Origin of the sequence: Methylobacterium sp. J-059, from assembly GCF_022829485.1 — a bacterium.
Classification (GTDB): domain Bacteria; phylum Pseudomonadota; class Alphaproteobacteria; order Rhizobiales; family Beijerinckiaceae; genus Methylobacterium.
In genome coordinates, this window is the sequence record NZ_JAKSYA010000130.1 from 31,715 (window position 1) to 54,810 (window position 23,096).

The 23,096-nt window shown below is 68.3% G+C and carries 29 protein-coding genes and 1 pseudogene; 15 read left to right on the forward strand and 15 right to left on the reverse strand.

All coding sequences use genetic code 11. The features are described 5' to 3' along the window. Window positions 1-14 precede the first annotated feature (14 nt). Genes MKK55_RS18560 through MKK55_RS18570 form a run of 3 tightly spaced genes read right to left on the reverse strand, consistent with a single transcriptional unit; the run spans window position 15 to window position 1,844 of the window. Window positions 15-431, reverse strand: coding sequence for an ester cyclase (locus MKK55_RS18560; protein WP_243937052.1), 417 nt, complete (start codon window positions 429-431; stop codon window positions 15-17). 25 nt (window positions 432-456) lie between these two features. Continuing rightward, a complete protein-coding gene (locus tag MKK55_RS18565) occupies window positions 457-753 on the reverse strand; it encodes a hypothetical protein (RefSeq protein ID WP_243937053.1) in 297 nt (98 codons plus the stop codon). 14 nt (window positions 754-767) lie between these two features. After that, window positions 768-1,844 carry a catalase family protein gene (locus tag MKK55_RS18570; protein WP_243937144.1) on the reverse strand — a complete coding sequence of 359 codons (1,077 nt, stop codon included), beginning with the start codon at window positions 1,842-1,844 and terminating at the stop codon, window positions 768-770. Between the two features lie 166 nt (window positions 1,845-2,010). Here MKK55_RS18570 and MKK55_RS18575 point away from each other — a divergent pair, with 166 nt between their 5' ends. The 5 genes from MKK55_RS18575 to MKK55_RS18595 all read left to right on the forward strand — a co-directional run bounded on the left by MKK55_RS18575 (window position 2,011) and on the right by MKK55_RS18595 (window position 6,439). Continuing rightward, on the forward strand, window positions 2,011-2,580 hold the full coding sequence (locus tag MKK55_RS18575; RefSeq protein ID WP_243937054.1) for a type 1 glutamine amidotransferase domain-containing protein: 570 nt from the start codon (window positions 2,011-2,013) through the stop codon (window positions 2,578-2,580). A gap of 58 nt (window positions 2,581-2,638) precedes the next feature. Further along, window positions 2,639-3,403, forward strand: a complete 765-nt coding sequence (locus tag MKK55_RS18580) for an SDR family NAD(P)-dependent oxidoreductase (protein WP_243937056.1) — start codon at window positions 2,639-2,641, stop codon at window positions 3,401-3,403. A 109-nt stretch (window positions 3,404-3,512) separates the two neighbouring features. Continuing rightward, window positions 3,513-4,595 carry a catalase family protein gene (locus MKK55_RS18585; protein WP_243937058.1) on the forward strand — a complete coding sequence of 361 codons (1,083 nt, stop codon included), beginning with the start codon at window positions 3,513-3,515 and terminating at the stop codon, window positions 4,593-4,595. 51 nt (window positions 4,596-4,646) lie between these two features. After that, window positions 4,647-5,552 carry an alpha/beta fold hydrolase gene (locus MKK55_RS18590; protein ID WP_243937059.1) on the forward strand — a complete coding sequence of 302 codons (906 nt, stop codon included), beginning with the start codon at window positions 4,647-4,649 and terminating at the stop codon, window positions 5,550-5,552. Beyond that, on the forward strand, window positions 5,552-6,439 hold the full coding sequence (locus tag MKK55_RS18595; RefSeq protein WP_243937060.1) for an alpha/beta fold hydrolase: 888 nt from the start codon (window positions 5,552-5,554) through the stop codon (window positions 6,437-6,439). The genes MKK55_RS18590 and MKK55_RS18595 overlap by 1 nt, the downstream gene beginning before the upstream one ends. Window positions 6,440-6,460: 21 nt before the next feature. On the opposite strand, the gene MKK55_RS18600 is transcribed toward MKK55_RS18595, so the two are convergent. Then, window positions 6,461-7,261 carry an SDR family NAD(P)-dependent oxidoreductase gene (locus MKK55_RS18600; protein ID WP_243937061.1) on the reverse strand — a complete coding sequence of 267 codons (801 nt, stop codon included), beginning with the start codon at window positions 7,259-7,261 and terminating at the stop codon, window positions 6,461-6,463. An 89-nt stretch (window positions 7,262-7,350) separates the two neighbouring features. Here MKK55_RS18600 and MKK55_RS18605 point away from each other — a divergent pair, with 89 nt between their 5' ends. Continuing rightward, on the forward strand, window positions 7,351-8,505 hold the full coding sequence (locus MKK55_RS18605; protein ID WP_243937062.1) for an SDR family NAD(P)-dependent oxidoreductase: 1,155 nt from the start codon (window positions 7,351-7,353) through the stop codon (window positions 8,503-8,505). A 37-nt stretch (window positions 8,506-8,542) separates the two neighbouring features. On the opposite strand, the gene msrA is transcribed toward MKK55_RS18605, so the two are convergent. The 5 genes and pseudogenes from msrA to MKK55_RS18630 all read right to left on the reverse strand — a co-directional run bounded on the left by msrA (window position 8,543) and on the right by MKK55_RS18630 (window position 11,446). After that, window positions 8,543-9,043, reverse strand: coding sequence for a peptide-methionine (S)-S-oxide reductase MsrA (gene msrA / locus MKK55_RS18610; RefSeq protein ID WP_313898974.1), 501 nt, complete (start codon window positions 9,041-9,043; stop codon window positions 8,543-8,545). Between the two features lie 34 nt (window positions 9,044-9,077). Next, window positions 9,078-9,950, reverse strand: coding sequence for a hypothetical protein (locus MKK55_RS18615; protein ID WP_243937064.1), 873 nt, complete (start codon window positions 9,948-9,950; stop codon window positions 9,078-9,080). Beyond that, complete coding sequence (locus tag MKK55_RS18620) at window positions 9,937-10,335, reverse strand: hypothetical protein (RefSeq protein WP_243937065.1); 399 nt, start codon at window positions 10,333-10,335, stop codon at window positions 9,937-9,939. Before MKK55_RS18620 ends, MKK55_RS18615 begins: the two co-directional genes overlap by 14 nt. Before the next feature lie 48 nt (window positions 10,336-10,383). After that, a pseudogene (locus MKK55_RS18625) lies at window positions 10,384-10,644 on the reverse strand (transposase); the annotation flags it as partial. 427 nt (window positions 10,645-11,071) lie between these two features. Further along, the gene (locus MKK55_RS18630) at window positions 11,072-11,446 is read right to left on the reverse strand and encodes a hypothetical protein (protein WP_243937067.1); all 375 of its coding nucleotides are present in this window, start codon (window positions 11,444-11,446) and stop codon (window positions 11,072-11,074) included. 589 nt (window positions 11,447-12,035) lie between these two features. Between MKK55_RS18630 and MKK55_RS18635 the strand changes: the two genes are divergently transcribed. The 7 genes from MKK55_RS18635 (at window position 12,036) to MKK55_RS18665 (ending at window position 18,017) form a co-directional block, all read left to right on the forward strand. Next, window positions 12,036-13,682 carry a hypothetical protein gene (locus MKK55_RS18635; protein WP_243937068.1) on the forward strand — a complete coding sequence of 549 codons (1,647 nt, stop codon included), beginning with the start codon at window positions 12,036-12,038 and terminating at the stop codon, window positions 13,680-13,682. A 1-nt stretch (window position 13,683) separates the two neighbouring features. Further along, window positions 13,684-14,250: a hypothetical protein gene (locus MKK55_RS18640; RefSeq protein WP_243937069.1), complete on the forward strand. Its 567-nt coding sequence runs from the start codon at window positions 13,684-13,686 to the stop codon at window positions 14,248-14,250. 406 nt (window positions 14,251-14,656) lie between these two features. Continuing rightward, on the forward strand, window positions 14,657-15,007 hold the full coding sequence (locus MKK55_RS18645) for a hypothetical protein (RefSeq protein WP_243937070.1): 351 nt from the start codon (window positions 14,657-14,659) through the stop codon (window positions 15,005-15,007). Continuing rightward, window positions 15,004-15,468 carry a hypothetical protein gene (locus MKK55_RS18650; protein ID WP_243937071.1) on the forward strand — a complete coding sequence of 155 codons (465 nt, stop codon included), beginning with the start codon at window positions 15,004-15,006 and terminating at the stop codon, window positions 15,466-15,468. Before MKK55_RS18645 ends, MKK55_RS18650 begins: the two co-directional genes overlap by 4 nt. After that, window positions 15,465-15,839 (forward strand): hypothetical protein, encoded by a 375-nt coding sequence (locus MKK55_RS18655; protein ID WP_243937072.1) that lies wholly within the window; start codon window positions 15,465-15,467, stop codon window positions 15,837-15,839. Before MKK55_RS18650 ends, MKK55_RS18655 begins: the two co-directional genes overlap by 4 nt. Before the next feature lie 722 nt (window positions 15,840-16,561). After that, entirely contained in the window at window positions 16,562-17,362 is an 801-nt protein-coding gene (locus tag MKK55_RS18660; protein WP_243937073.1) for a phage regulatory protein/antirepressor Ant, read from the forward strand. A gap of 112 nt (window positions 17,363-17,474) precedes the next feature. After that, on the forward strand, window positions 17,475-18,017 hold the full coding sequence (locus MKK55_RS18665) for a hypothetical protein (protein ID WP_243937075.1): 543 nt from the start codon (window positions 17,475-17,477) through the stop codon (window positions 18,015-18,017). An 89-nt stretch (window positions 18,018-18,106) separates the two neighbouring features. Here MKK55_RS18665 and MKK55_RS18670 read toward each other — a convergent pair whose 3' ends face one another. From MKK55_RS18670 to MKK55_RS18695, 6 genes are all read right to left on the reverse strand, one after another. Continuing rightward, on the reverse strand, window positions 18,107-18,532 hold the full coding sequence (locus MKK55_RS18670) for a hypothetical protein (protein ID WP_243937077.1): 426 nt from the start codon (window positions 18,530-18,532) through the stop codon (window positions 18,107-18,109). Then, window positions 18,532-18,858, reverse strand: coding sequence for a hypothetical protein (locus MKK55_RS18675; protein ID WP_243937079.1), 327 nt, complete (start codon window positions 18,856-18,858; stop codon window positions 18,532-18,534). Before MKK55_RS18675 ends, MKK55_RS18670 begins: the two co-directional genes overlap by 1 nt. After that, window positions 18,855-19,097 (reverse strand): hypothetical protein, encoded by a 243-nt coding sequence (locus MKK55_RS18680; protein WP_243937081.1) that lies wholly within the window; start codon window positions 19,095-19,097, stop codon window positions 18,855-18,857. Before MKK55_RS18680 ends, MKK55_RS18675 begins: the two co-directional genes overlap by 4 nt. After that, window positions 19,097-20,728 (reverse strand): AAA family ATPase, encoded by a 1,632-nt coding sequence (locus MKK55_RS18685; RefSeq protein ID WP_243937083.1) that lies wholly within the window; start codon window positions 20,726-20,728, stop codon window positions 19,097-19,099. Before MKK55_RS18685 ends, MKK55_RS18680 begins: the two co-directional genes overlap by 1 nt. Before the next feature lie 72 nt (window positions 20,729-20,800). Further along, entirely contained in the window at window positions 20,801-21,349 is a 549-nt protein-coding gene (locus MKK55_RS18690) for a hypothetical protein (RefSeq protein WP_243937084.1), read from the reverse strand. 76 nt (window positions 21,350-21,425) lie between these two features. Further along, window positions 21,426-21,683 carry a hypothetical protein gene (locus MKK55_RS18695; RefSeq protein WP_243937085.1) on the reverse strand — a complete coding sequence of 86 codons (258 nt, stop codon included), beginning with the start codon at window positions 21,681-21,683 and terminating at the stop codon, window positions 21,426-21,428. A 313-nt stretch (window positions 21,684-21,996) separates the two neighbouring features. Here MKK55_RS18695 and MKK55_RS18700 point away from each other — a divergent pair, with 313 nt between their 5' ends. After that, the gene (locus MKK55_RS18700) at window positions 21,997-22,638 is read left to right on the forward strand and encodes a hypothetical protein (protein ID WP_243937086.1); all 642 of its coding nucleotides are present in this window, start codon (window positions 21,997-21,999) and stop codon (window positions 22,636-22,638) included. Window positions 22,639-22,684: 46 nt separating this feature from the next. Beyond that, window positions 22,685-23,095: a hypothetical protein gene (locus tag MKK55_RS18705; RefSeq protein WP_243937087.1), complete on the forward strand. Its 411-nt coding sequence runs from the start codon at window positions 22,685-22,687 to the stop codon at window positions 23,093-23,095. Window position 23,096: the final 1 nt, after the last annotated feature.

The following is a 23,096-nucleotide window of genomic DNA, read 5'->3' on the forward strand; positions in this document are numbered from 1 at the left end:
GGGGAAGGCGGGCCTCAGGCGTCGACGGCGCCGATCTGTTTGAGCATCGTCAGGTTGTCCATCAGCGCCCAGTGCTCGGCCAGCCTGCCGTCAGCGACGCGGAAGTAGTCAATCACCACGATGTCGACCGCCTTGCCGGTCGCCGGGATGCCCTGGAACTCACCGGTGTGTCGGCCCTGGAAGCGCAGGCGGGCGAGCACGCGGTCCCCTTCGGCGATGACCTCGTCGATGGGCATCTCGATATCGGACAGGCCGCCATGCAGCACCTCGCCGAGCTTGGCGACGCCGGCCGGCCCGCGGACCTCGAAGTCGAGGCCGGGGTCGTGCCGCACGAAGTCCGGCGCGATGAAGCGGTCCCACCATGCTTGGTCCCGGTCGCGGAACGCGACGAAGTACGCCCGCACCAGATCCTTGTTCGATTCCATCGACATCGTTTTCTCCCCGCCCATCGTCGCCTCAGCGCGCCTCGACCCTGATGCAGGTGAAGGCGACCGGCAGGGCCTTGCCGCCCTCCGCCTTCCGTGTGAACGAGGCGGCGTTGGCGGTGGTCGAGGCGATGGCGTGCTCGATGTCCGGGCTATCGACCGGCAGCACGTAGTCCTGGCCGCTCTCCACGCCCTTGGTCGGGTCGAAGACGCGGATGGTGACGCTGTACGGCTTGAGCTCCGTCTTCATGATGTCCCCTGCCTGAAGTTGCGTGGACCCGATGACGGCAAGCGCCGCCAGGACCGCGCCCGAGATGAGGCCGCGCATCGTCGTCTCCCTTCTCAACGCCCGGCGCCCGGCTCGTGGATCGGGCAGCCGTTGAAGCGCTGGCGGAACTCGGCCGAGTGCTTGTAAGGGGCGTTGCGGGCGCGATTGATGTTACCGAGCGGCCGGTGGGCGGCGAGCCCGGTCCAGATCGAGAAGCGCATCTCCTCGTCGACCGCCTGTACGCGGGCCTCGTCCCAACTGTCCTGGGGACGGGCGGTGATCAGGCCGACCCGCTGGAACGGCGCCTCGTCCTCTTTCCACTCGACGGTGGGGTCCTCGACGGGCTGGCGTTCGATGTCGCGGCACAGTTGCACCCGGAACTCCCAGACGCCCTCGATGGCCTCCATCTCGGACTGCACCGTCTCGCGGATCGCGTTCGGCCGGCCGGAGGCATCGATCTCGGTGCCGGTCAACGCGGTCAGGCCCGGGGCGACGGGGGCGACCGAGAACTTGGCGATGTGGTCGCCGTACCGGAACGGCGTGACGCTGTAGTAGGTCTCGCCGAGCGGATCGACGTTCGGCGCGCCGCCGAGCGAGCCGATGGTCGGGCTTTCGATGCCCACCGCCGTCAGGGCCTTGTTGACGCCGCGCAGCACGGTGGAAGCGGCGACCTTCAGCCCCTCGACCCGGTCGGTCGTGCCGGCAAGCATCTTCAGGCTGCCCAGGAATTTCTCGGCGTTCGGCGCCTGGAAGACCTTGCCGTTGACCATGATGAAATTCTGGGTGGTGCCCTCGGCATCGGGCAGGCGCTCGCCCTCGACATCCAAGACCTTCAGGGCGAGGCCGCGCGGCAGCGAGACGGCGTCGGGAAGGATGTCGCCGGCGTTGGTCGACAGCCGCATGTAGACCTTGTGCTCGCCGGGCTTGGCGAACAGCCCCTGTGCCAGTTCCGGCGGCAGGCTGGGATCGATCCGCAGCACGCCCTCCAGGATGCCGTGCGCCTTGGCGTGGACGGAGCGGACGGCATGGCCCGAGTCGTCCGCGACCGTCTGCAGGATCGTGTCGAAGGTCTCGTTCAGTCCCTCGATTGTCTTGGCTTCGTCAGGCTTCTCCACCTCGACGTCGGGGCTGTAGCGGACAGGGGCTTGCAGGGCTCGGGGCTCCGTTTTGTGCAATTCGGAAATGAACCTCCTCCTTTGTCCTCCGTTCCATCACGCGTGAATGAAACGGCGGAACGCCATTTCCGGAAGCGTATTTTCGGGGCGTCGACCGCCAGTCCGGAACCGCGGCCAATCCAGCCGGCAGCAGGAGAAGACCATGAGCCTACAGGGAAAGAAGATCGCAATCCTGATCGCCCCGCGCGGGACTGAGGAGCCGGAGTTCGTCCAGCCGCGCGACGCGGTGACGAAGGCCGGCGCGAGCGTGACGGTGATCGGGCTGGAGGCCGGTGAGGCCGAGACGGTCAACAACGACCTGGACCCGGCCGGACGCTACGCCGTTGACGCGACCATAGAGGGCGCCTCGGCCTCCGGTTACGACGGGCTCGTCATCCCGGGGGGCACCGTCGGCGCCGACAAGCTTCGGGCGAGCAAGGATGTGGTCGCGTTCGTTAGGGACTTCTTCGCCCAGGGCAAGCCGGTCGGCGTGATCTGCCACGGGCCGTGGACGCTGGTGGAGGCCGACGTCGTGAAGGGCCGCACCCTGACCTCATTCCCGACGCTGCAGACCGACATCCGGAACGCCGGTGGCACCTGGGTCGACCAGGAGGTCGTCACGGACAAGGGACTCGTGACCAGCCGCAACCCGAAGGACCTGCCCGCCTTCTGCGCCAAGATCGTCGAGGAGTTCGCAGAGGGACGCCATCCCGACCAGGCCCGCAGCGTCTGAGGGGGTCACGCATTCCTGCGCGGCCTGCCGGTGGGCCGCGCCCCATCCAGGAGACATCATGGGACGATTTACGAACAAGGTGGTGCTGGTCACCGGCGCCGCATCCGGCATCGGCGAGGCCGCTGCGCGGCGGTTCGGGCGGGAGGGCGCGACGCTCGTCCTCGCCGACAAGAATGCAGAGGGACTGAACAAGGTGGCCGGCGGCATCGAGGCGGCCGACACCCTGACCGTGGTCGCTGACCTGTCCAACGCGGACCGATGCCAGGACGTCGTCGCGCAGGCTATCGAACGGTTCGGGTGCCTCGACGTCCTCGTCAACAATGCCGGCAAGGACCATCTGGGCCGTGTTGACGAGGGCGACATCGCCGATTTCTCGACGATCATCGAGACCGACCTCTACGGCGTCTTCTACATGACGCGCTTCGCGCTACCTCATCTCCGGGAGAGTCGAGGGTCCATCGTCAACGTGTCGTCCGTCTCGGGTTTGGGCGGGGACTGGAACCACAGCTTCTACTGCGCGGCCAAGGGCGCGGTGACGAACTTCACCCGTGCGGTCGCGCTCGACGAGGCGCGGAACGGTGTCCGGGTGAACGCGGTCAACCCGTCGCTGGTCTACACGCCGTTCACGGCCGGCATGCAGGACCAGCCCGAACTCGTCGCCAAGTTCGAGGAGCGCATCCCGATGGGGCGTGGGGCGAAGCCCGACGACATCTCCGGCGTCATCGCCTTCCTGGCGAGCGAGGACGCCCACTTCGTCACCGGTGTGAACCTGCCGGTCGACGGTGGGCTGTCGGCGTCGAACGGTCAGCCGAAGCTGAGTTGATGGCCTTCCGCGGCGCGTTTCCCATCCCACCGGAGCGGGATCGCGCGGAGCACCGGCCGACGATCCATCGACTCGGACAACTTCCATCCTCACACCCAGCGAGGTGACCATGACCTATCTTCGATACGCCCCCGACATCGAGAAGCCCGCCGAGGGCGAGCAGGAGACCATCGACGGCATCATCAAGGGCATGACGCAGCAATCCGAGACGGTCGAGGCCCGCAAGCACCATGCCGTGCGCGCCAGCCACGCCAAGAGTTCGGCCTGCGTCACCGGCGAGTTGACGATTGCAGCGGGCCTGCCGCCCGAACTAGCACAAGGAATCTTCGCCAACCCCGGCACCCACCCCGTTGCGGTGCGCTTCGCGCAGGGGCCGGGCGAGACCCTGGGCGACCGCGTCTCGACCCATCGCGGCATGTCGATCAAGGTGTTCGACGTCCCCGGCGAGAAGCTGCCCGGCCACGCCGTCGAGACCCAGGACTTCGTCCTCGCGACCGGCACCACCTTCCCCTCGGGTACGGCGGCCGGCTTCCTGCGCGACGGCACCGTCATCGGCAAGTCGACCGGGCTGCCGGAAGGGGTCAAGAGCGCGGTCTCGTCGACCATGCGCAACCTCAACCGTGCCCTGCATGCCTTTGGGACGGAGAGCGCGCTCGCCGACTTCTTCGGCCATCCCTACAGCCATCCCCTGGCCGACAGCTACTTCAGCCAGGCGCCGGTCCGCTACGGCGACTACGTCGCCAAGCTCGGGGCCGTTCCGTCGACGGAAAGCCAGCGCGCCCTGTCCGAATGGCGCCTCGACCCGCACCAGGACGAGGACGGTTTTCGCCATGCGACGGTCGCCTTCTTCCGGGACCACGAGGTGGTCTTCGAACTGAAGGCCCAGCTCTGGGCCGATGCCGAGCGGCAGCCCATCGAGGACGCCTCGGTCGACTGGCCGGTGTCGATCAGCGCCTACCGCACGGTGGCGACGCTGCGCCTGCCGCGCCAGGACGCCTACGCGCCGGACCGGGTTCGCTACTTCGACGAGGTGATGACCTTTCGTCCCGCCCACAGCTTGGCGGCGCACCGGCCGCTCGGTTCGGTGATGCGCGCGCGGCTCCAAGTCTACCAGGCCCTGAGCGCCTTCCGCCATCGCGAGAACGGCGTGGCGGAGGAGGATACCGCGAGCATCGACCGCATCCCGGCCTAGGACCGGCGTTTCGGGCACCGGCGTGCATAGCCCTGCCAAAGGAGGCTTCGCGTGAGCGAGCAACAGGTCAAAACCACGCTTCTGGATGTGAACGTCGACGTGGCGGGGCCGGCGGGCGGACCTGCCGTCCTTCTGCTCCATGGCTGGCCGGACGACGCCACGACCTGGACGAACGTGGCCGGGCATCTGAACGACGCTGGCTTCCGGACGGTGACGCCGGAACTGAGGGGTTTCGGACGTACGCGGTTCCGCTCGTCCGACACGTCGCGCACCGGCAACTCCGGCATCCTGGCCCATGACGCCGTCGACCTCTTGGACGCCCTCGGGGTCGGAACCTTCATGGTCGCCGGCCACGACTGGGGCTCGAACGCCGCCGAGGCCATGGCGGTCGGCTGGCCCGGGCGCGTGACCCGCATGGCGATGCTGTCGACCCCGTCCCGGCTCGGCGGCATGCCGACGCCGCCGTTCCCGCAGTGCCAGCGCCAGTGGTACCACTGGTTCCAGGCGACGAAGCGCGGCCAGGACGCCGTGCGGGCCGATCCCAAGGGGTTCGGCCGCATCATGTGGGACAACTGGAGCCCTCCCGGCTGGTACGACCAGGCGACGTTCGAGGCGGTCGCCGCGTCCTGGGAGAACCCGGACTTCGTCGACGTCACGTTGCACTCCTACCAGGCGCGCTGGGACGAGGCCGAACCGGACCCGCGCTCGGCCGAGCTTGAGGCGAAGGTGAAGGCGACCAAGACCCTGTCGACGCCGACCCTCTACATCCAGGGCGCCGCCGACGGCGTGAACCCGCCGGAGGCGAGCAAGGACGTACCGTCGAAGTTCTCCGGACCCTTCGAGTTCATCACCCTGGACGGGGTAGGCCACTTCGCCCCGCGGGAGGCTCCGGACGCCGTCGCGGCGGCGCTCGTCCGGCACTTCCGGTCCACGGAAGGTAACGAGGGAGCACGGTGATGCGTGAGGTATGGGACGGCGCGGCGGTCGAGTGGGATTCGGCCGAGATCGAACCCGGCATGCGCCTGCACTACGGCGTAGCCGGCGAAGGCGAGCGTGTGATCGTGCTCGTCCACGGCTATCCCGAAACGGCCTACGCGTGGCGTCGTGTCGTGCCGCTGTTGGTCCGCGCCGGCTTTCGTGTCGTGGTGCCGGACTACCGCGGCGCTGGGGGTTCCTCGAAGCCGCCGGGAGGCTACGACAAGCTCACGATGGCCGGTGACCTGCACGCGGTGCTCTACGGCCATCTCGGCCTGACGCAGCCGGTGACGATGATCGGGCACGACATCGGCATGATGGTCGCCTACGCCTTCGCCCGCCACTACCCGAAGCTGACCGAACGGCTCGTCGTGATGGAGGCACCGCTGCCGGGCACCGATGCCTACCAAACGGCGTTGGGTGACACCGACAGGCTCTGGCACTTCCAGTTCCATCGCGCGCCGGACGTGCCCGAGTTGCTCACCGCCGGGCGCGAACAGCTTTACCTGGAGCGCTTCTACCAGGATCTCGCCTACGACACGGAGGCCATCGGTCCGGACGCGATCCAGCGTTACGTGCGAGCCTTCTCGCGGCCAGGCGCGATGCGGGCCGGGTTCGAGCTCTACCGCGCTTTCCCGGCCGACGCCTCGCACAACAGGGCCGAGGTGAAGCGCGACGGGAAGCTCACGATGCCGGTTCTCGCCCTGGCCGGCGTTCAGAGCGCCTTCGCGCCGTTCACCGAGGCGATGATGCGTGAGGTCGCGAAGGACGTGACGTTCCGGACGGTCGAGCGGGCGAACCACTGGATACCGGAGGAAAACGCCGAGGGTCTCGTCGGGGAGATACTCGGCTTCGTCGGTCCGAAGTGACCGTACCGGGTTCGGCCAGGGTCAGTTGGCGGAGCCGGGCTTGGAGAAGGCGCGGTGCGCCGCCGCCACGAGCGGCTCGGGCAGCGCCTCCGCCACCGCGCTCATGATCTTGTTCTTCACCGTCGGTACGACCTTGTCCTTGCCGGCCTGGAGCGCCTCGAAGGCTGCCTTCGCCACCACGGCGGGATCGTCCTTGCCTTCCATCGCGCCGGCCTTGGTGTCGAGCATCTCGGCGCGGTTGAAGAAGTTCGTGTCGGTCACCCCCGGCATCAGGATCGTCACGCCGACGCCGGTATCCTTGAGTTCGCTGCGCAGGGACTCGCCGAACCAGCGCAGGAACACCTTCGTCGAGCCGTAGATGGCCTCGAACGGGTCGGGCATGGACGCTTCGACCGAGGACGTGAACAGCAGCTTGCCGCCGCCGCGAGCGACCATGTCCCTCAGCACCAGCTTGGTCAGCTGGACGGCCCCGCGGACGTTCAGGTCGATCATCTTGAGCTCGCGCTGCAGGTCGGTCTCGACGAAGGGACCACCCAGGCCGACGCCTGCGTTCAGGCAAAGTACGTCGACGGATCGGCCGGTGGCACGGACCGTCTCGAACAGGCTGTCCACGCCGTCCTCGCGCGAGAGGTCGGAGGCGTGGGTCAGCACCTTGGCACCTCTGCCAGACAGGCGTTGCGCCGCGTCCGCAAGGTGCGCCTCGTCCTGGGCGGCGATGAGCACGTCGTGGCCATTCTCGACGAACTGCCGGGCGAGCTCGAAGCCGATGCCGTTCGAGCCGCCGGTCACGACGGCGAAGGGGCGGACGGTGTTGTCGGTCATGTCTGTCTCCGGTTCGCCCGCCCCAACCTCATGCGGCGATTCGGAGTTCCCCACCCCAAAGCGGAGGCGGCCCGCGCCAGAGGCACGCGTTGCGGGCAGCGGTTGGACGGAGGCAGGCGTCACGACTTGGTGATGGCCCGACCCTCACGGAGGTTGAGGACCCGAAGGACGGTAAAACCGTCAAGCGGCTTGGCTCGGCATCGGTGCCGGGCTCGACAGGCACGCGCTTCGCATGGATCGGCGCGCATGACCGGGCCGGGAACAAGGACTGCTGCGCGAAAGTGGTTCGCCACCTGAACGACCGGCTGCGTGGTTCCGGGTCGACCGAGACGCCGCCCGGGAACCACGAAAAGCAAACGCTTTTGTCCCCGAGGCCAGGGTTCGCGTCCTTTCAGGAGAGCGCCGGCCCGCTGAACAACAATCACGGAGCCAACCAGATGGATCTCGGAATCAATGGGCGGGTGGCCGTCGTCACGGGCGGCGACTCCGGCATGGGGTTCAAGACGGCGGAGTTCCTCCTTCGCGAGGGCGTGAAGGTCGTCCTCACTGATATCGACGACGCCCAGCTTCAGAAAGCCGCGGAGGAACTCGCCGCTTACGGTGAGGTCAGGGCCGTGGCGGCCGACCTCAGCCGGTCCAAGGGCATCGAGGTGCTCGCCGCCTTCGCCAACATGGCCTTCGACGACAAGCCGACCATCCTGGTCTGCGCCGCCGGCATCACCGGGGCGTCCGGGGACTTCCTCGAACTCACTGACGACGACTGGCTGGAGGCGATCCAGACCGACCTGATGACCGGCGTGCGGGCAACGCGGGCCTTCATCCCCGGCATGCGCAAGGCGGGCTGGGGCCGCGTCGTGCTGTTCTCGTCCGAGGATGCCGTTCAGCCCTACGTCGAGGAATTGCCCTACGCGGCGGCCAAGGCCGGCGTGCTGAACCTCGCCAAGGGCCTTTCGAAGGCATACGGGCCGGACGGGGTGCTCGTGAACGCGGTCGGGCCTGCCTTCATCGCCACGCCGATGACCGATGCGCAGATGGAGAAGAAATCCAAGGAGAAGGGCATCTCGTTCGACGAGGCGGTCAAGCAGACCCTCGACGAGGAGCGCCCCGGCATCGTCGCCAAGCGCCGCGGCAAGGCCGAGGAGGTGGCCGCGGCTGTCGTCTTCCTGTGCTCGGAGCGGGCCAGCTTCATCACCGGCGAGTTCCTGCGTGTCGACGGCGGCTCCGTCATGACCATGGGAGCGTAGGCAGCACCCACGGTCATACAGCCTCGGCTAGGAAGGCTCATGCGTCCTGCGTGGCGGCGGACCGTGCGGGCAATACCCAGCCCGGCCTGACGAAGTGGCAGGTGTACCCGTCGGGGCGGCGTTCCAGATAGTCCTGGTGCTCCGGTTCCGCCTCCCAGAACGGACCGGCCGGTGCCACCTCGGTCACGACCTTGCCCGGCCAAAGGCCCGAGGCGTCCGCGTCGGCGATGGTATCCTCCGCAACCCGACGCTGGTCGTCGTCGGTGTAGTAGATCGCCGAACGGTAGCTCAGGCCCCGGTCGTTGCCCTGCCGGTTCGGGGTGGTCGGGTCGTGGATCTGGAAGAAGAACTCCAGCATGCGCCGGAAGCTCGTCCAAGCCGGGTCGAAGGTGATCTCGATGGCCTCGGCATGCGTGCCATGGTTCCGGTAGGTCGCGTTCGGCACGTCGCCTCCGGTGTACCCGACCCGGGTCGACACCACGCCTTCCTGCCGCCGGATCAGGTCTTGCATGCCCCAGAAGCACCCGCCCGCCAGCACCGCTCTCTCGTTGAGAACCCGGTGAGGGAAGACCTTAGCGCCCGTACGTCGAACTCGAACCCTGTCCGTCCCAGCCGTATTGCTGGACGAGGCTTTCTATCAGTGCGGCGTCAATGTCCGGCCCGGAGGGCCATGCTCCCCCGATGACCGTATCCAGCGATCTCACGTCATCGCCCCCGGAGAGGATGCGAGCGACGTCATTGACCGGTTGCCCGGTTGCGTCGACGAACAGTCGTCCCGCCGACCTACCTGGTAGACGGGCAAAGATGTCGCGAGCTTCCTCGACCGCCTCGCGTATTCGCGCTCCGATTTCCCCAATGGACAGATCGAGCGTGGAGAGGACCTTCTCATCTAACTCGGCTTGACGAAACTGATTGGTCGCGGCGATCTGTTCGAGGAGTTTGACGGGGGTCCACGATTCGTCCTTGGCAGGTGCCGCCCAGACTGCGTGCCACAACGGCATGACGTGCTCGTGGATCAAGGCGAGATCGACGTAGTCCCGGACTGCCCGGCGGCCTCCCGCAGCCAATACCTTGTTCACAGCCAAGTCGGCCATGTGAAGACGGTATCCGAAGGTAGGGTCGGGAACCGGCTGGAAGAAGTTCCAGGCGCCCGACGAGACCCATTGGACCTTGGTGAAACCTTCCTCCCCACGGCTTACGAGTGCTTCCACCAATCCATCGTGGCGAACCTCGATATCGACTTCCATGCCCTCCGCGGCCAGGGCACCGCAGTCGCGTCGGGCGATTTCGAGTATATCGCTTGCGGTGTGGTGGAAGAGATCCTGGTCGTCGGAAAGCCTGTGGCCATGCCTTTGTAGTACACTCCCACCTGCGACGACGCTTTCGGGGGAACGTAAAGGCATCAGCACCCGCAGGACAGATTTCTGGAACTCATCGAGTGGCATTCGCGACGGATTCCTCGATCCCCAGGGCAAGTCTCCAGGCACGCATGTCGCCATGCGCCTTCAGTTGTTCGGCCACGGTCAGCAACCCGGCCACCGTGCGGCTCGGCTTGCAGTTCCATAAGCATCGGGCGCCATAGCGCTCGATGGCCTCGTCGAACATCCGTCCCTCCTCGTGCGAGAGGGCGCGCTGGCCGCGCCGTGCAGCTCGAAGCCGCGCCGCTTCGTCAATCATGTGCTGTCGTGCCTCAGCCGGCACCAACACCTCGACCCTTACCATTTGAGCACCGCCACCGACCGTTCGGTACTTCCGAACTCGTTCCCGCGCATCCATCGACCGTCTCCCGGTTATGGTATTGTAACCGGGATACGCCAGCAGATCAAACATCGTCCATCGGTTATGCAGCAATCGGCGACCTCGCGGCGAGCCTCACCACTTTCGCTTGAGCACGTCCTGCAGCATGGAGCGGTCCAGCGTCAGGTCGGCCACCAGTCGTTTGAGCTTGCTGTTCTCGTCCTCCAGCTGCTTGAGCCGTCGGATCTCAGGCACGCCCATGCCGACGAACTGCTTCTTCCAGCGGTATAACGTCGGCTCGGACACACCCATCTTCCGGCAGACCTCGTCCACCGTGGCGCCATTCTCCGTCTGCCGCAGGGCGAAGGCGATCTGTTCGTTCGTGAAGCGTTTGCGAGGCATGGCATCCACCCTCATTCAAGGTTCAGGATGCCCGAAAAACTTGCACGCAGTGCGGACCAGTTTGATGGGTCAGGGGCACGTCCGCAACGGTGCGGGGTCGTAAAGCCCAGGGCGGTACGCCAACGTCTACGGCGTAGTTACGGCCCAAGGCCGTAGGGAGGAGGGCGAAGACGGGTGGGCCGTACTCTTCTTCGTGCCGTTTCTCGTGCCCTACCGGAAAAAAGCCGAGTCCCGCCCAGGGGATGCATGGTTTGGACGGACCGTTATGAGCGGTCGGCTCTAACCATAGATAGGTTAGAGAGATGACGTAGCTCAGAATGCTTCACAGCGCCGTTGCCACAAGGGGCGCTCCAGGGTGATCGGGCCCTTGGCCGGTGGTGGTGGCGCTCGATCACACCAGCCTACCTAACGCCGTCGATTCGTTCGGTCAGGCGTTGCCCTTGGGGACGGGCGCGAGCTCAATCAACCTCGCGAAAACCCGTTTCTTGGCTTCCTCGAATTTCGCCTTGCCGCCAAGGCAGTACGCGGCCCGGCCGACGACGAAGGCGATGTCGACCCTAGCCTCCTTGCCAAGTAGGCGGTGATCGGGCGTGATGAACGCGTCGACATCGGCGAGCATCGCCGCCACCAGGGCGGCGTCGGTCTCGGCCGTCTCGCGCTGCGTCTCGCGCCAGCGCCGGGCACGGTCGGCGGCATCGCGACGAACGCGGGCGGACCGGGCGGCGGGGTGCTCCGCGGGGAGCTCGGCGGTTGTGACGGTGCTCATGCCGGTAGAGTGCCAGCGGGTCCAGCAATCCACCATGGGATATCGCGCATGGTGTGAAGGACGGTCGATCAGTTCCTTCCGGTGGCGTCGCGATCACGCACGTTCCGTTACGGGGTATGGGGGCTTGGCGTAGCCAAGGTCAGGAGGCAAAAAAAAAGTTCTGGACCGATCCCGCGTCAATCCTCCTCCCTGAACCGCAGCCACCTCCAGGGAAGGCCACTAGGGCACCGTCCCGGGCAGGATGTGTCCTTACCCACGCCACCCCCAACAGACCGCCACAGCCTACCTCCCTGTGCCTCACAGGCGGCCGATACCCCCTCGACCCCGGGATCATCCGAGCCCCTTCATCAAGTATTGCCTCGTGTTACGGAAGGTCATGCCCTTGGTTGACCTAAGCCTCGCCGTACGTATCCTGATGACGTTGACCTCGGCCTGAGTTGCGGACGTGCTGCCCCGCGACAGGCCCCAGTAGAGGACCGTCGTGACAACCTCCCCCATCTCCCCGGCCGCCATGCGTTGGCCCCAGCCTACCTCCCTGGTCCGTCCAGTACCCGCCCACTGCTGCGAGCTCCGCCCCCTCGATTACGCCCGTCTCATCCACCCCAAGGGCGGCACCGGGTCCGCCATGTTCGGTGACCGAGTCCCGCCGCGGAAGCCGCGCAAGGACGGCTCCAGCGAGCCCCGCTGGTCCGACCTTCGGTTCTCCTCGCACTCCCTCGCGACCCGCGACGTCGACCTTCAGGGCCGGCGCTTCTTGTCGTTCGCGACGTACCCGTACTCGAAACCGGGCGAGCCCCGCCTGGCCAAGGAAGCGGCCAACGTCCTTAGCATCGGCGCCTCTTGGCTCGACCTGGACTTCTACAACCGCCCCGAGTGGGCAGGTGTCTCCCCCCGCAAGGTCATGGAAGCGGTGCGGAACGTGTGCGAGGACAAGGGCTGGCCCGCCCCGTCTTACGCCACGTTCTCCGGGCGCGGCATCCTTGTGGTCTGGCTCTACACCGTCTCCCAACCCGCCCAGCGCGTCATGGCCCGACACCGCGCCCTCCAGCAGATTCTTCACGAGACTTTCCTGCCGTTCGGTTCCGACGCGACCGCCAAGGCCATCACGAAGCAGTTCCGCATGCCCGGGACCTACAACGAGAAGAGCGGTCGCCCGGTCGCCGTCATTTACCCGGACCTGACCGCCGAGATCGAGCGGGTCGACTTCGACGAGCTCTGCCGTGTCGTCCTGCCCTTCCAGCGGCAGACGAAGGCCCAGCGGGAGGCCGCGAAGGCCGAGGCCAAGGCCAAGCGCGACGCCGCCCGCCTCGCCAACCGCGCCCCCCGGGAAGGCCACCACGGAGCCCGCCTGACCGGGAGCTCGTACTGGGACACAATCGCCTCCGACCTCGACCGGCTCTACGCCCTCCGGCACGGCAAGGCCGGGATCAAGGACACGGCGGCCCGCGAGGACACTGGCGCCGGCCGGAACGCTTGGCTCGTCGCCATGACGTACGTGGCGTCCTGGCGCCTGCCGGCGTCCGACCTCGACGGTTTCGTCATCGAGACCGCCGACCGCCTCGGGCTCGACCACGCCTCCGCCCGGTCCAAGGCGTGCTCCATCGTCGGCCGGTCGAAGGAGTCCGCCCGGGGCGTCCGCCGGACGTACCGCGGGTTCACCGTCGACCCCCGCTACAAGCCGAGCCCCGCGCACCTCAGGGACCTGCTCGTCGTCACGCCGCGGGAGATGCGTCGGGCCGACCTGCGCATCCTGATCGACCAGGCGCGCCGGTCCGAGAACGCCGTCGGCCGCGTGGTCAAGGGCCGCCGCGAGAAGGGCGTGAAGGCCCGCGGCGTCCAGCAGACGCATCGCCTGGAAGTCGGCCAGCAGGCCCTGGAGTTCCTCGCCGAGGGCATGACCGTCAAGGCCGTGGCCGAGCTCTACGGCGTCTCCAGCCGGTGGCTCGACAACGCGCTCCGTGACGCCCGCGCCGTCGCCGGCACCGTGACCGCCAAGGCCGATCCCGTCCCCGCTCCGGAGCCGGTGGTGGTCACCGTCGACGACGTCGCCGACACCCTCGACCTCCCTCTCGCTGCCACCTCCCAGGTCACGCACGAAGTGTTACGGGATATCAGCAAGAACGAATGGAGCACGCTTGTCGCCATCCTCGCCACGCCGTATGATGAAGGGGTCACGACGAAGGGCAGCACTCTTCTAGGACAGACGCCCGCTGCGCGCCCCACGGCCCGGCGGGCGTCGACGTGTCCGGCTCCTGCCATGGCGGAGGCGTGACATGCCCAGCATCCCCCTGACACCCGCACAGCGCGCTGAGCAGGTCCTGCAGCGCGAGGCCGCCGAGCGCCTCCGGGCGACGTGGTACGGCTACGAGCCTGGCGACAAGCCGTCCAAGGCCCGGATCGAGCGCGCCCCGGGCGGTCGCCGTCGCTACACGCCAGGACCGCGGATCTTCCACTCGGACCCCGGTTCGGCCCCGCTGCCAGTACCGCCCCCGCACGACGTCGGGCAGGCCCGGCTCCGCGCGATCCTGGAGGCGTGGCGGACGCCGGTCTGGGCAGCCGCATCCAAGGCCGACGACGCCAACCGCGGCGGCGTCCGACGTCTGCTTGTGGCGGCGGGCATGGCGCTGCGAGATTCCAACGACGACGGGCGGGAGCGGGCCGACGCCCTCGTCCAGAAGGCCGCATCCCTGATTTCCGGGAACGTCCTCTGCGATGACCCGGCCTACGCTGACCGGTTCATCGGCCAGCTCGCAGCCCTGCCCAAGGGGTCGTGGCGCGTCGACCTGTGCGGCGCGACGGACCTAACGTCCGACCCGCCCCCGGTCGTCTGGGCGACCTGAAGGACGGCTTGGACGGTCCTACGGGGCCTCCAAGCCCCTCGTTTGCCTGTGTTTTTTAAGCAAACCGTCGCGCTACACGTTCTGCACGTGTTTTTGTTCTGTTCCGGCCTTCCCGAATCCGGGGTGCGGGGCTTCCATTATTTTTATCGAACCCACCGCGTCCCCGAGCGTTGTGGTCGCCCCCAAGTCTCGGATGCCAGACTGACACGGTCTACGTCGACCGCGTCGTCGTCGAGCACACCCACGTCGCGCCCTCGCTCCTCCACTGCAAGCCGGAGCCGGCCCCGCTCGGTCCCGAAGCCACCTAGGGCGACATCGCCCCCTACGCCCTCGACCTGGCGGCCGCCGGCCGCGATTGCCGGCGCAAGCTCGGCTCGGTCGCGGCACGGCTAAAGGAGCCGACGCCATGAGCCTCTCCCCCGACGTCACCGTCGGCCAACTCATCCCGCTGCTTGTGCTGGCCATCGGCGCGCTCGGCGCTTGGTTTACGCTGCGCGCCAACGCGGCCACCACCAGCGACGCAACGAAGGGTCTCGGCTCGCGCATCGACAGGACCGACGCCGCGCTCGACACTCTGCAGCGGCACGTCGACCGCAACTGCGTCGAGCGCAGCGACCTGAAGGAAGTCGAGACCCGGCTCAACAGCCGGATCTCGGACGTTGAGCACAGCGTGAAGCAGGTGCCGATGCAGGTCGTCGGCCTGCTCAACGCCGCGCCAGGTTCCACCGCGGCCCGTCGCCGGGGCGCCATGTCATGATGCGGCGCCTCATGCCGGCCTACCTCGTCGGCGTCGCCTGCTACGTGGCGTTCTCGCTGACGCAGGACCTCGGCCCCGGCATCGAGGCACGATTCCTTCCGGTCCGGGTCGACCAGGCCGTAGAACGGATCGAGCGTTCCGGCGCGCGGATGTGCTGGGACTGGAGCGGCCGCAAGGTCCGCCCACTGGCCTCGGACAACCTGGACGTCTTCGTCCGCGTCAACGGGGGCGAGGCGTTCGTCGCCTCCGTGTTCCGGGCCGACAGCGGCCAGCCCTGGAGGGCCTCCGCGTCCCCGGCCGTGGGCCCCGTCCGGACCCGGTACTGCCTAACCCTGCCGCTGGGTGTCGTGCCCGTCGACGACGTCCGGGTCTCGTGGATCGCCTACTACCCGAGCCCGATGCGCATCTACCGGCTCGCCATCCCGCTGCCCGAGATCGTCTCCCCGGGGACCAAGCCATGAACCGCGTCGCCGCCTTCCTCGCCCTCGGGCTGCTGGCGGCGACGCCGGCGGCCGCGGCCTGCCGCACGGTCCCTGAGACCATCGCCGGCCTGCAGGCGGTCTACCCGACCGGCGCCGTGGTCGCCGAGATCCCGGCCGTGCTCGTGCCCACCGTCCTGGCGTGGCTCGAATCCGAAGGCGCGCCCCACACCGCCGACAGAATCGTGCAGGTCGTCGGCAACCGCGGGCTCGGCTTCATCCTCATCACCGGCGACCGGGCCTGCGACGGCACCGTCGCCGTTCAGCTCGTCGGCGCCCGGGCGAGCGAGCTCGTCGCCCTGGTCCGCCGGTACCAGGACCTCCGCGGCATCGGCAGGGAGTACGAGGCGTGACCGACCGCGACCGCACCGATCTGCTCGTCACGGCGGCGCTCCTCCGTCTCGGCGTCTACCGGGCCGACACGATCCCGAGCTACACGCCCACCGACGTCCGGACCGCCTTCCGCAAGCTGTCGGAAACCCGGCATGCCGTCCGCCGTGGAGCCGGCCGTCGAACGAGGCGCAGTTCCGGCAGACCCCGTCGCCCCGCAGGGTCGCCGACCTGATCGACAGTTCGTCGCTGGCGACCGCAAGGGAGCGGTGGGGCTGGCTCGACGAGACTACGCTGACCCGACTGGCCCGGGCCGGCCGCCAGGCTGCGGGGCGGACGCCTTCAACCGGCAAGCTGGCCGAGAAGGCCCGGCACCGCTACCTGCACCACGGTTGGGACGGGATCGCGCTGGGCCGGCTGGACGTCCCGGCCGCCGCGGAGGTCCTCGGCCTGTCGGCGGCAACCATCACCCGCGGGACCGCCTGACCGAAGCCTCGCTACGCTCCCAACAACGGACGCCTTTTAACCAACGGCTTCACCAACACTCTGTTGGTTAAATCGTTGGTCAATTGCGTATGTACGCGACGGCCTGAAAGTATTTTCGCGATCACGTCCGAAATCTCGGACGAACCCGATGTAGTCGAAAAACGAATCGCTACACTTGGGGAGCCCCACGAGGGGCGGCCCTCGGCCGGTGGTGAGACACCGAGCGTCGAGGGCCTCGCCTAGATCTTCGGAGTGCGCCGTGACCCAGGTTGCCACCACGTCTACCACGACTCCCACGCCCACCGTTACCCTCGTCGGCGACAAGGCTGTGGCCGACACCCGCGACATCGCCGCGTTCTTCGACCGCAGCCACAAGGCGGTCCTCGTCGCGGTCCGCACCGCCCTCGCGCGTGGCCCCGATCTGCTTGGGCACAAAATTGTGCCGATGTTCGAGGACGTGGCAATCGCCAACGGCGCCGTCCGCGAGGTCATGGCGTACCGCCTCGACCGGGATGCCTTCAGGCTCATCGTCATGGGGTTCACCGGCGAGCGGGCGTTCCATTGGAAGCTGGCCTACATCGACGCCTTCAACCGCATGGAGAGCGAGCTCGCCCGCCGGTCGCTCCCCGTCGCGGCCGATCCGATGTCGATGCTCTACGACGTCGACGTGCTGATCCCGCTGCTGGCCACGATGGCCCAGCGGGCGAAGGTCGCCGAGGCCCGGGTCGAGGCCGCCCAGCCCGCGGTCGACTTCTGCGAGGCCCTCGCGGATTCCGACGACACCTGGGGCCTCCAGGCCGCTGGCAAGGCGCTTCACCAGGGCCCGAACCGGTTCGTTGATTGGCTTCGCGACCGAGGCGACCTGTTCAACCTCGATGGTGGGCCGGTGCCAAAGCAGCCCCTGATCGACCGCGGGTTGTTCATCGTGATCTGGCGCAAGTTCGGGGACAATAACCGACCCACGACCCGCCTCACCGGCAAGGGCATCGTCCACTACGCCCACGCCCTCGGCGTCCGGCCTCCCCAGGCACCGTCCCAGGCCCTGCTGCCGGGCATCTGACCCCCTGCAAGCAAACGGTAGCGATGCCCCCCTTCGCTACCGTTTGGCCCGGTTCCCCCGCGCGCGGGAGCCGGGCCGCCGGCATCCGATTTCCGCCTGCAGGTGACCCTCCATGACCTTCGCCGACCACGAGATCATCGACATCGAGGAACTCATCGCCACCTCGGTGGCCACCGACCCGCCGCCCCCGGCCGCCGGCGACAACGGCGGTCCCGGCCTGCGCCTCGACCACGCCGCCGTCGCCGCGATGGTCCGCCCGATCTTCGGCCCCCGCTGGGAGGGGAAATTCGCCCCGTTGGTCCACGAGCATCCCCGCCAGATCGCGCGGTGGCGCCTCGGCGAGGCATCGCCCAGCGAGCGCCAACAGGGCAACGTGCGGCTGTGGGCGCTCCGGACCGCGCACCGCCTCCTCGCCGCCGTCGGGGAGGACGACCTGGCGTACGAGGTCGGGCGCGTGGTCGCACGGCGGGAAGCCGTCGCCCTGGAGCGCGGGGCAATCGCTTGGGGCGCCGCGGCGGCCAAGGTCGACGCGAAGCTGGCGGCCGACGCCGAGCAGGGCCGAGACGGCTGGGCGGCCATCGATGCCAAGGCCGAGGCACGCCGCGCGGCCAAGGCGGCCCGGATGGCGGAGAAGGCCGGCGATCATAAGGTTTGACGCAGACGGCCCGGGAATCGTGCCGTTTGACACCGCCGCGAGAGCTTTGACACCGCCCAAAAACGCGTTCTGTCCCGTGACGCGCCAAATCAGTCCCCGCTGCTGAGGTCGCCTCGGGCGTTCGGGCAGACCCTGTCTTCCCCGGGCGCCGCGGTCTGGACAGCCTGGTCGAGGAGCCCGTCCCCGGTCTGGGCGATCAGCCAGCCCGTCGTGGGCATGCCCGGCAACGTCGTCGTCCCGCCGAGCCAGCCCCCACGGGAGCGCGCTGCGGAGCCGCGGCCGGTGTACGTGATGACCTCGTGCCCGGTCCGGAGCGAAACCCGGCCGCAGACGACGACGGTGACCCAGCCGCCCCTGCCGTCGGGGGTCGCGTCCAGCCGCAGGAATCGCGCCTCGCCGCCGGCGTCCGGGGCGCGCCCCTCGTAATGCCAAACGTCGGACGCCGTCGGGAACCTCTCGGCCGCGACGGCGGGGGCGGCCCCGAGCAGGGCCATCGCGATCAGGGCGGTACGCATTACAGGATCCCCCAGCAGGTGCCGTCGGCGTCGAAGAACACCAGCTTGGCGCTGTCGATCTCGAACTCGCCAGCCATGAAGCTCGGACCCTCGAACGGGCTGAAGCGGATGCGCTCGGCGCTGGGCCAGCGGTGAGCCTCGCACAGGACGCCCCGGGCCCACGCCATGACCGCCCGCTGCCCGATGCGGATCGCCCGCTGCCGGGCGGCCACGGAGACGTGAAAGCTCACGTCCCGGAGGCAGCAGACGTCCACGTGCCCGACGACGCGGCCGCCCTCGCGGATGCTCCACTTCCGCCGGTTCAGATTCCGGTAGACCTCCGTCATGACCGGGCCTCCCGGGACATCGTTCCGATCAGGAACCGGGCGACGCGGCACGCCTCGTCGGCGGTCCGGACGGCATCGAGCTCGCCGGTCTCGACGCGACGGAGGAGCGCCCCGCAATAGTAGATGCCCTCCAGGCAGAGGGGACCGTCCCCTTCGCCGCGGTCGACGGCGCTGCGCAGGAGACGGCGAGCGAGGCGGAGCATCGCCTCGGGCGTGGCGGGCTCTAGCTGGGACGTCATCAGTGCCTCCCAGCCAGGGCGTCGCGGCCGGCGACGAGCGTCTCGGCCAGCCGGCGGACGAGCCGGAGGCTGCCCCCGGCCCGGTAGTGCTGTTCGATCAGGCCCACTTCCTCGCCGTCGAGATCCGGGCACCAGGCCTCGTCGAGGCCCCGCTCGGCCCGAAGGTCGGCCATCACGGTCCGGAGCACGGTCGGGAGGTCCTCCAACCGCGGCGCCGGCATGCCGTAGACCCTGAACCGGTCGACGAGGGCTGGGTGGCTCCGACGCAGGGCCGAGACGTCGTTCGCCGTGGCGACGTACGACACGGCCGAGAGATCCGTCGCGATCTCCAGGTACGGGTCGAAGAACGCCGCGGCGTCCGCGGTCAGCAAGGGCAGCAGCGCGTCCCACAACGCGCCGTTGTTCGTGCCCGTCCCCGCCTTGTCGAGCTCGTCGAGGATGACGAGGCCCGAGGCCGCGGAGAGGCGCTTGAGCATCTGCAGGGGGACCGATGCCCGCCCGGTAGACCACTGCCGCGACGTGCCGGTGAAGCTGGCATCGGCGACACCAGCGGCCCCGTAGACCTGCCACCCGAGGCCAAGGACTTCGGCCAGCCTGCGGGCGAATCGCGACTTGCCGCTGCCCGGGCCGCCCACGAGCAGGAGCGGTCGGACCTGGACGTGGGGGCGCCCGACGAGATCACGCAGCACGGCGTCGATCAGGTCAACGGCGTAGGGGAACTCGGCGACGAGCTCGGCCCGGGCCGCGGCGAGATCGGGCACCGGCGTGAGCGGCCAGGCACGCCCAGCGAAGGGCGCCCACTCGCCACGGGCCGACGGCGCCGTGCTCTTGCCGGGCTTGCCCTTGCCGTCCTCGGCCGAGCCCGGGAGGTGCTCGACGGACCGGACGACGACGAGGCTCGGCCCGGCCGCCCGCACAGCCGCCTCCGCGCTTTCCCGGGCGGCCTTCTCACGGATCTCCCTCGCCCGGTCGTGAGGCTCCTCCACTTGCTGCAGGACGGAGGGCCGCCAGGCGTCCGCCAGTACCTCCACGCCCTGTTCGAGGGCGTGTGCGAGGATGCCCGGCGCCGCGTTGCCCGGGAGCCAGGCGTAGGGGTTCATCATGCTCAGGCCGAGGAACGCCCGGGCGTAGGAGTAACCGTCCGGGGCGTGCTGCAGCCTGTCGAGCGCGCGCCGGCGGCAGGACTCCCGCCCACGGGGGTCGCCCATCTCGCATAGGACCAACGCGGCGGTCGCGAGCGAGTCGAGGTCCTGCCGCAGGCCCGCGGCGTACTCGATGTCGTCGGCATCGAAGGTCATGTCGAGGTCGAGCTCGCGCGTCCGGCGCTCGACCTCATCCAGCAGCGCGGAGGCCCGGATGCGCCCTGTCTGGGCGGCGTTGACGTCGCGCCACCGTTCGAGCGAGACCTCCTCGACCGTCGTCCACGCGGCCTGCCACAGGGCGAGGACACCGTCGTCGTCGAAGCGGCCGGCATCGCGCCGGCGCGGGCGGCCTTCCGGGCACCGAGCGTAGACGACGCGGGCGAGCGCCCGGAAAGGGCTCTCGTGGCGGGCTGGCGGGTTCTGCTCGCCGCGCAGGTAGGCGTCGAGCGACAGGGCGGCCGCTAGGCCGCGGGTGAGCGCTGGCTTCATGATCGGTGTCCTTTGACCGGCGCCCGGGTTAAGACCGCAGACGCGTAGGGAGTCGGGTGTACAGGTAAAGTGTTAAGCGTTGCTTACCGCAGACTTTGATTTCTTGTACTTGTAGGTCTCGCGACGTGAATAATCCACGTCATCCATGGACCGATTTAATTCGCGTTCGCCGATGGTCCAGAGGTGATGGTGCTGCTCTTTGGTTGCACCGGCGTACGGTTCGCCGGTGTTCTTTGCGTACGGCCCCCGGTCGATCAGCTCAGCACCGGCGAGGAGCAGGTAACCCCGCGCCCTCGGGCACGTCGACGTCGCCCATCGCCCCAGCATGGCGAGAACCCAGGGTGCGAGGCCGTAGCGCTCGATCCGATCCTTCGTGACGGTCCTCCGGTTGAGGCCGGTGACCCGGGCTAGATCGGTCGACCACTCGCCGCCGAATACCTGACTCGCGGCATCCGTGACGGCATCGCTCAAAGCCAGGGCGATGTGCTCCTGCGTCGCTGGCTCGCCGTCGATGTAGGGGACACGCTCGACGAAGCTGAGCAACTTGCCGTCGATGGTGCCGACGAATTGCCCGACGTGGGGGGTCCCATCTTTGATGTTCTGGTGGAGGACGATGCGCACTGGAGGGCTCCCGGAATCTAAAGGGCGCCCCCATTCTGAGGACGCCCCGGTGTTCTGATCGGCGGTTGGCAGGGAGTTAGGCGATGGCTTTGTCGCGGGCTTCCATGGCGCGGCGGATTAGCCCTAAGCCCATCTCGACGCGCAGCTTCAAGAACTCCCGCTCCCGATCCGCCAGGACCATATTGCGATGCATCGCCCAAGTCGTCTTCAGTGCGGTGCCGATGAGCTCGCTGGCCGGGATGCCTAAGAGGCCCTCCAGCATTCGCGCGCCATCCCAGGCGGACTTGAAGATCAACTTGCGGTCGTAGCTCTGCAGCTTCGGATACTCATCCATGTACGTGTCCTCCAGGAACAGCGCCCTGCTGTAGCAAGGCGAGGGGCCCCCCCGAGTTAGCCCGAAGGGTCCGTGTCGCTATAAGTGAGACTCGGCGGGTTCCCGTCAAGCGGGATTTTGCGGCCAGGTCACGCCGTCCCCAGATTGCCCGCCCTCCGCCTCGGGACGCGACCTACACAAGGGTCGATGACCGCACTTAAAGGCGAAATGACTCCTATACGGGTTGTGTTTAGCCGGCTGAAGTAATCGCCGGGGTTTTCTCTTCACCTGGTCGCTCGCGATCATCCTCGAAGACGACGATTCGAGGTGGCCCGTGGGACAGGTTTGGCACGTACCGGAGGGATGCGGCCCCGACGGGATCGCGCCCGGCTTCTACGCCGAGGACGAAGAGGCCCTGACGGCGCTGCTGGCCGACCCGACGACCGAGCACGCCTCCGTCCCCGTGGGCGCGCCGTCGCCGCTGGTCCACGGGCAGCGCGCCCGCGTGGCGACACCGGAGCAGGCGGAGGTCCTCCGGGCATACGAATCCAAGGCGCGCCTCTACCTCGGCATGACCGCGGACCAGATCGCCCGGCACGAGGATTGGGTGCGCCGCTACAAGGCCGAGCGCGCCGTCGAGGACGCCAACGCAATCGCCGTGGATGCCAAGCGCAAGGTCGACCTCGGAGCGATGGACGACATCCAAGTCGTCAACGAGGCTCTCTCACAGGCCGCCCCGGGGGCCTGGGACTACGAGGCGGCAACCGCCCTGCAGGTCCTCCGGGACGCCGGGTTCGTGCGAGCCGACCTCCGGCGCCTCCGGTCGGCGCACGTCACCCTCGAAGAAGTCCTCCGCCGAATCGTGGGCCAGATTCCGAAGCTGGCCGATCCGCCGGACCAGACTTTCATCGCGGTGTCGGACCGGCTGATCATGGACGCGGCGGTGAACCTCTCGATGGTCGAGGAGGCCGCCTGACATGGTCCTCCACTGGCAACGCGTCCGCCGGGCCCGAGGGCTCGCCATGCCGCTCCCGCCCACGCCGCCCCGCCGCCCGCTCAGGCCGCCGGTACTGTTCGGCTTCGATGGCCACGACATCCGCCTCCGGTCTGATGTGGAGGCGATTTACGGCTCGTGGGACGCCTTCCTCGACCGCGTGGCCGAGGTCGGTCGCGACATGCTCGGTGACCTGGGCGTCAACCAGAACCCGGTGCTGTTCTTCCACCAAGTCATCCGCCTTGTGCCCGAACAGGAGCGCAGAGACCTGAGCCGCGAGCTCAACCGGCGCATGCAGGCCCTCACGGACAAGCGCCGCGAGCGCGAGGACGAGGTCTGGGAGACGAAGATGGGTGCCTACAGGGCCCTCGCTCGCCACCAGGCCGCCCGGAAATCTAAGCCCTCGATCCTCGACCGCCTGTTCGGAAAGGCCGCCTGAC

What these genes read in the sequence shown, in the direction of transcription:
- MKK55_RS18560 (WP_243937052.1), bottom strand. Translation starts at nt 431, where the DNA reads ATGTCGATGGAATCGAACAAGGATCTGGTGCGGGCGTACTTCGTCGCG.
- MKK55_RS18565 (WP_243937053.1), bottom strand. Translation starts at nt 753, where the DNA reads ATGCGCGGCCTCATCTCGGGCGCGGTCCTGGCGGCGCTTGCCGTCATC.
- MKK55_RS18575 (WP_243937054.1), top strand. Translation starts at nt 2,011, where the DNA reads ATGAGCCTACAGGGAAAGAAGATCGCAATCCTGATCGCCCCGCGCGGG.
- MKK55_RS18580 (WP_243937056.1), top strand. Translation starts at nt 2,639, where the DNA reads ATGGGACGATTTACGAACAAGGTGGTGCTGGTCACCGGCGCCGCATCC.
- MKK55_RS18585 (WP_243937058.1), top strand. Translation starts at nt 3,513, where the DNA reads ATGACCTATCTTCGATACGCCCCCGACATCGAGAAGCCCGCCGAGGGC.
- MKK55_RS18595 (WP_243937060.1), top strand. Translation starts at nt 5,552, where the DNA reads ATGCGTGAGGTATGGGACGGCGCGGCGGTCGAGTGGGATTCGGCCGAG.
- MKK55_RS18600 (WP_243937061.1), bottom strand. Translation starts at nt 7,261, where the DNA reads ATGACCGACAACACCGTCCGCCCCTTCGCCGTCGTGACCGGCGGCTCG.
- MKK55_RS18615 (WP_243937064.1), bottom strand. Translation starts at nt 9,950, where the DNA reads ATGCCACTCGATGAGTTCCAGAAATCTGTCCTGCGGGTGCTGATGCCT.
- MKK55_RS18620 (WP_243937065.1), bottom strand. Translation starts at nt 10,335, where the DNA reads ATGTTTGATCTGCTGGCGTATCCCGGTTACAATACCATAACCGGGAGA.
- MKK55_RS18630 (WP_243937067.1), bottom strand. Translation starts at nt 11,446, where the DNA reads ATGGTGGATTGCTGGACCCGCTGGCACTCTACCGGCATGAGCACCGTC.
- MKK55_RS18635 (WP_243937068.1), top strand. Translation starts at nt 12,036, where the DNA reads ATGTTCGGTGACCGAGTCCCGCCGCGGAAGCCGCGCAAGGACGGCTCC.
- MKK55_RS18640 (WP_243937069.1), top strand. Translation starts at nt 13,684, where the DNA reads ATGCCCAGCATCCCCCTGACACCCGCACAGCGCGCTGAGCAGGTCCTG.
- MKK55_RS18645 (WP_243937070.1), top strand. Translation starts at nt 14,657, where the DNA reads ATGAGCCTCTCCCCCGACGTCACCGTCGGCCAACTCATCCCGCTGCTT.
- MKK55_RS18650 (WP_243937071.1), top strand. Translation starts at nt 15,004, where the DNA reads ATGATGCGGCGCCTCATGCCGGCCTACCTCGTCGGCGTCGCCTGCTAC.
- MKK55_RS18655 (WP_243937072.1), top strand. Translation starts at nt 15,465, where the DNA reads ATGAACCGCGTCGCCGCCTTCCTCGCCCTCGGGCTGCTGGCGGCGACG.
- MKK55_RS18665 (WP_243937075.1), top strand. Translation starts at nt 17,475, where the DNA reads ATGACCTTCGCCGACCACGAGATCATCGACATCGAGGAACTCATCGCC.
- MKK55_RS18670 (WP_243937077.1), bottom strand. Translation starts at nt 18,532, where the DNA reads ATGCGTACCGCCCTGATCGCGATGGCCCTGCTCGGGGCCGCCCCCGCC.
- MKK55_RS18675 (WP_243937079.1), bottom strand. Translation starts at nt 18,858, where the DNA reads ATGACGGAGGTCTACCGGAATCTGAACCGGCGGAAGTGGAGCATCCGC.
- MKK55_RS18680 (WP_243937081.1), bottom strand. Translation starts at nt 19,097, where the DNA reads ATGACGTCCCAGCTAGAGCCCGCCACGCCCGAGGCGATGCTCCGCCTC.
- MKK55_RS18685 (WP_243937083.1), bottom strand. Translation starts at nt 20,728, where the DNA reads ATGAAGCCAGCGCTCACCCGCGGCCTAGCGGCCGCCCTGTCGCTCGAC.
- MKK55_RS18695 (WP_243937085.1), bottom strand. Translation starts at nt 21,683, where the DNA reads ATGGATGAGTATCCGAAGCTGCAGAGCTACGACCGCAAGTTGATCTTC.
- MKK55_RS18705 (WP_243937087.1), top strand. Translation starts at nt 22,685, where the DNA reads ATGCCGCTCCCGCCCACGCCGCCCCGCCGCCCGCTCAGGCCGCCGGTA.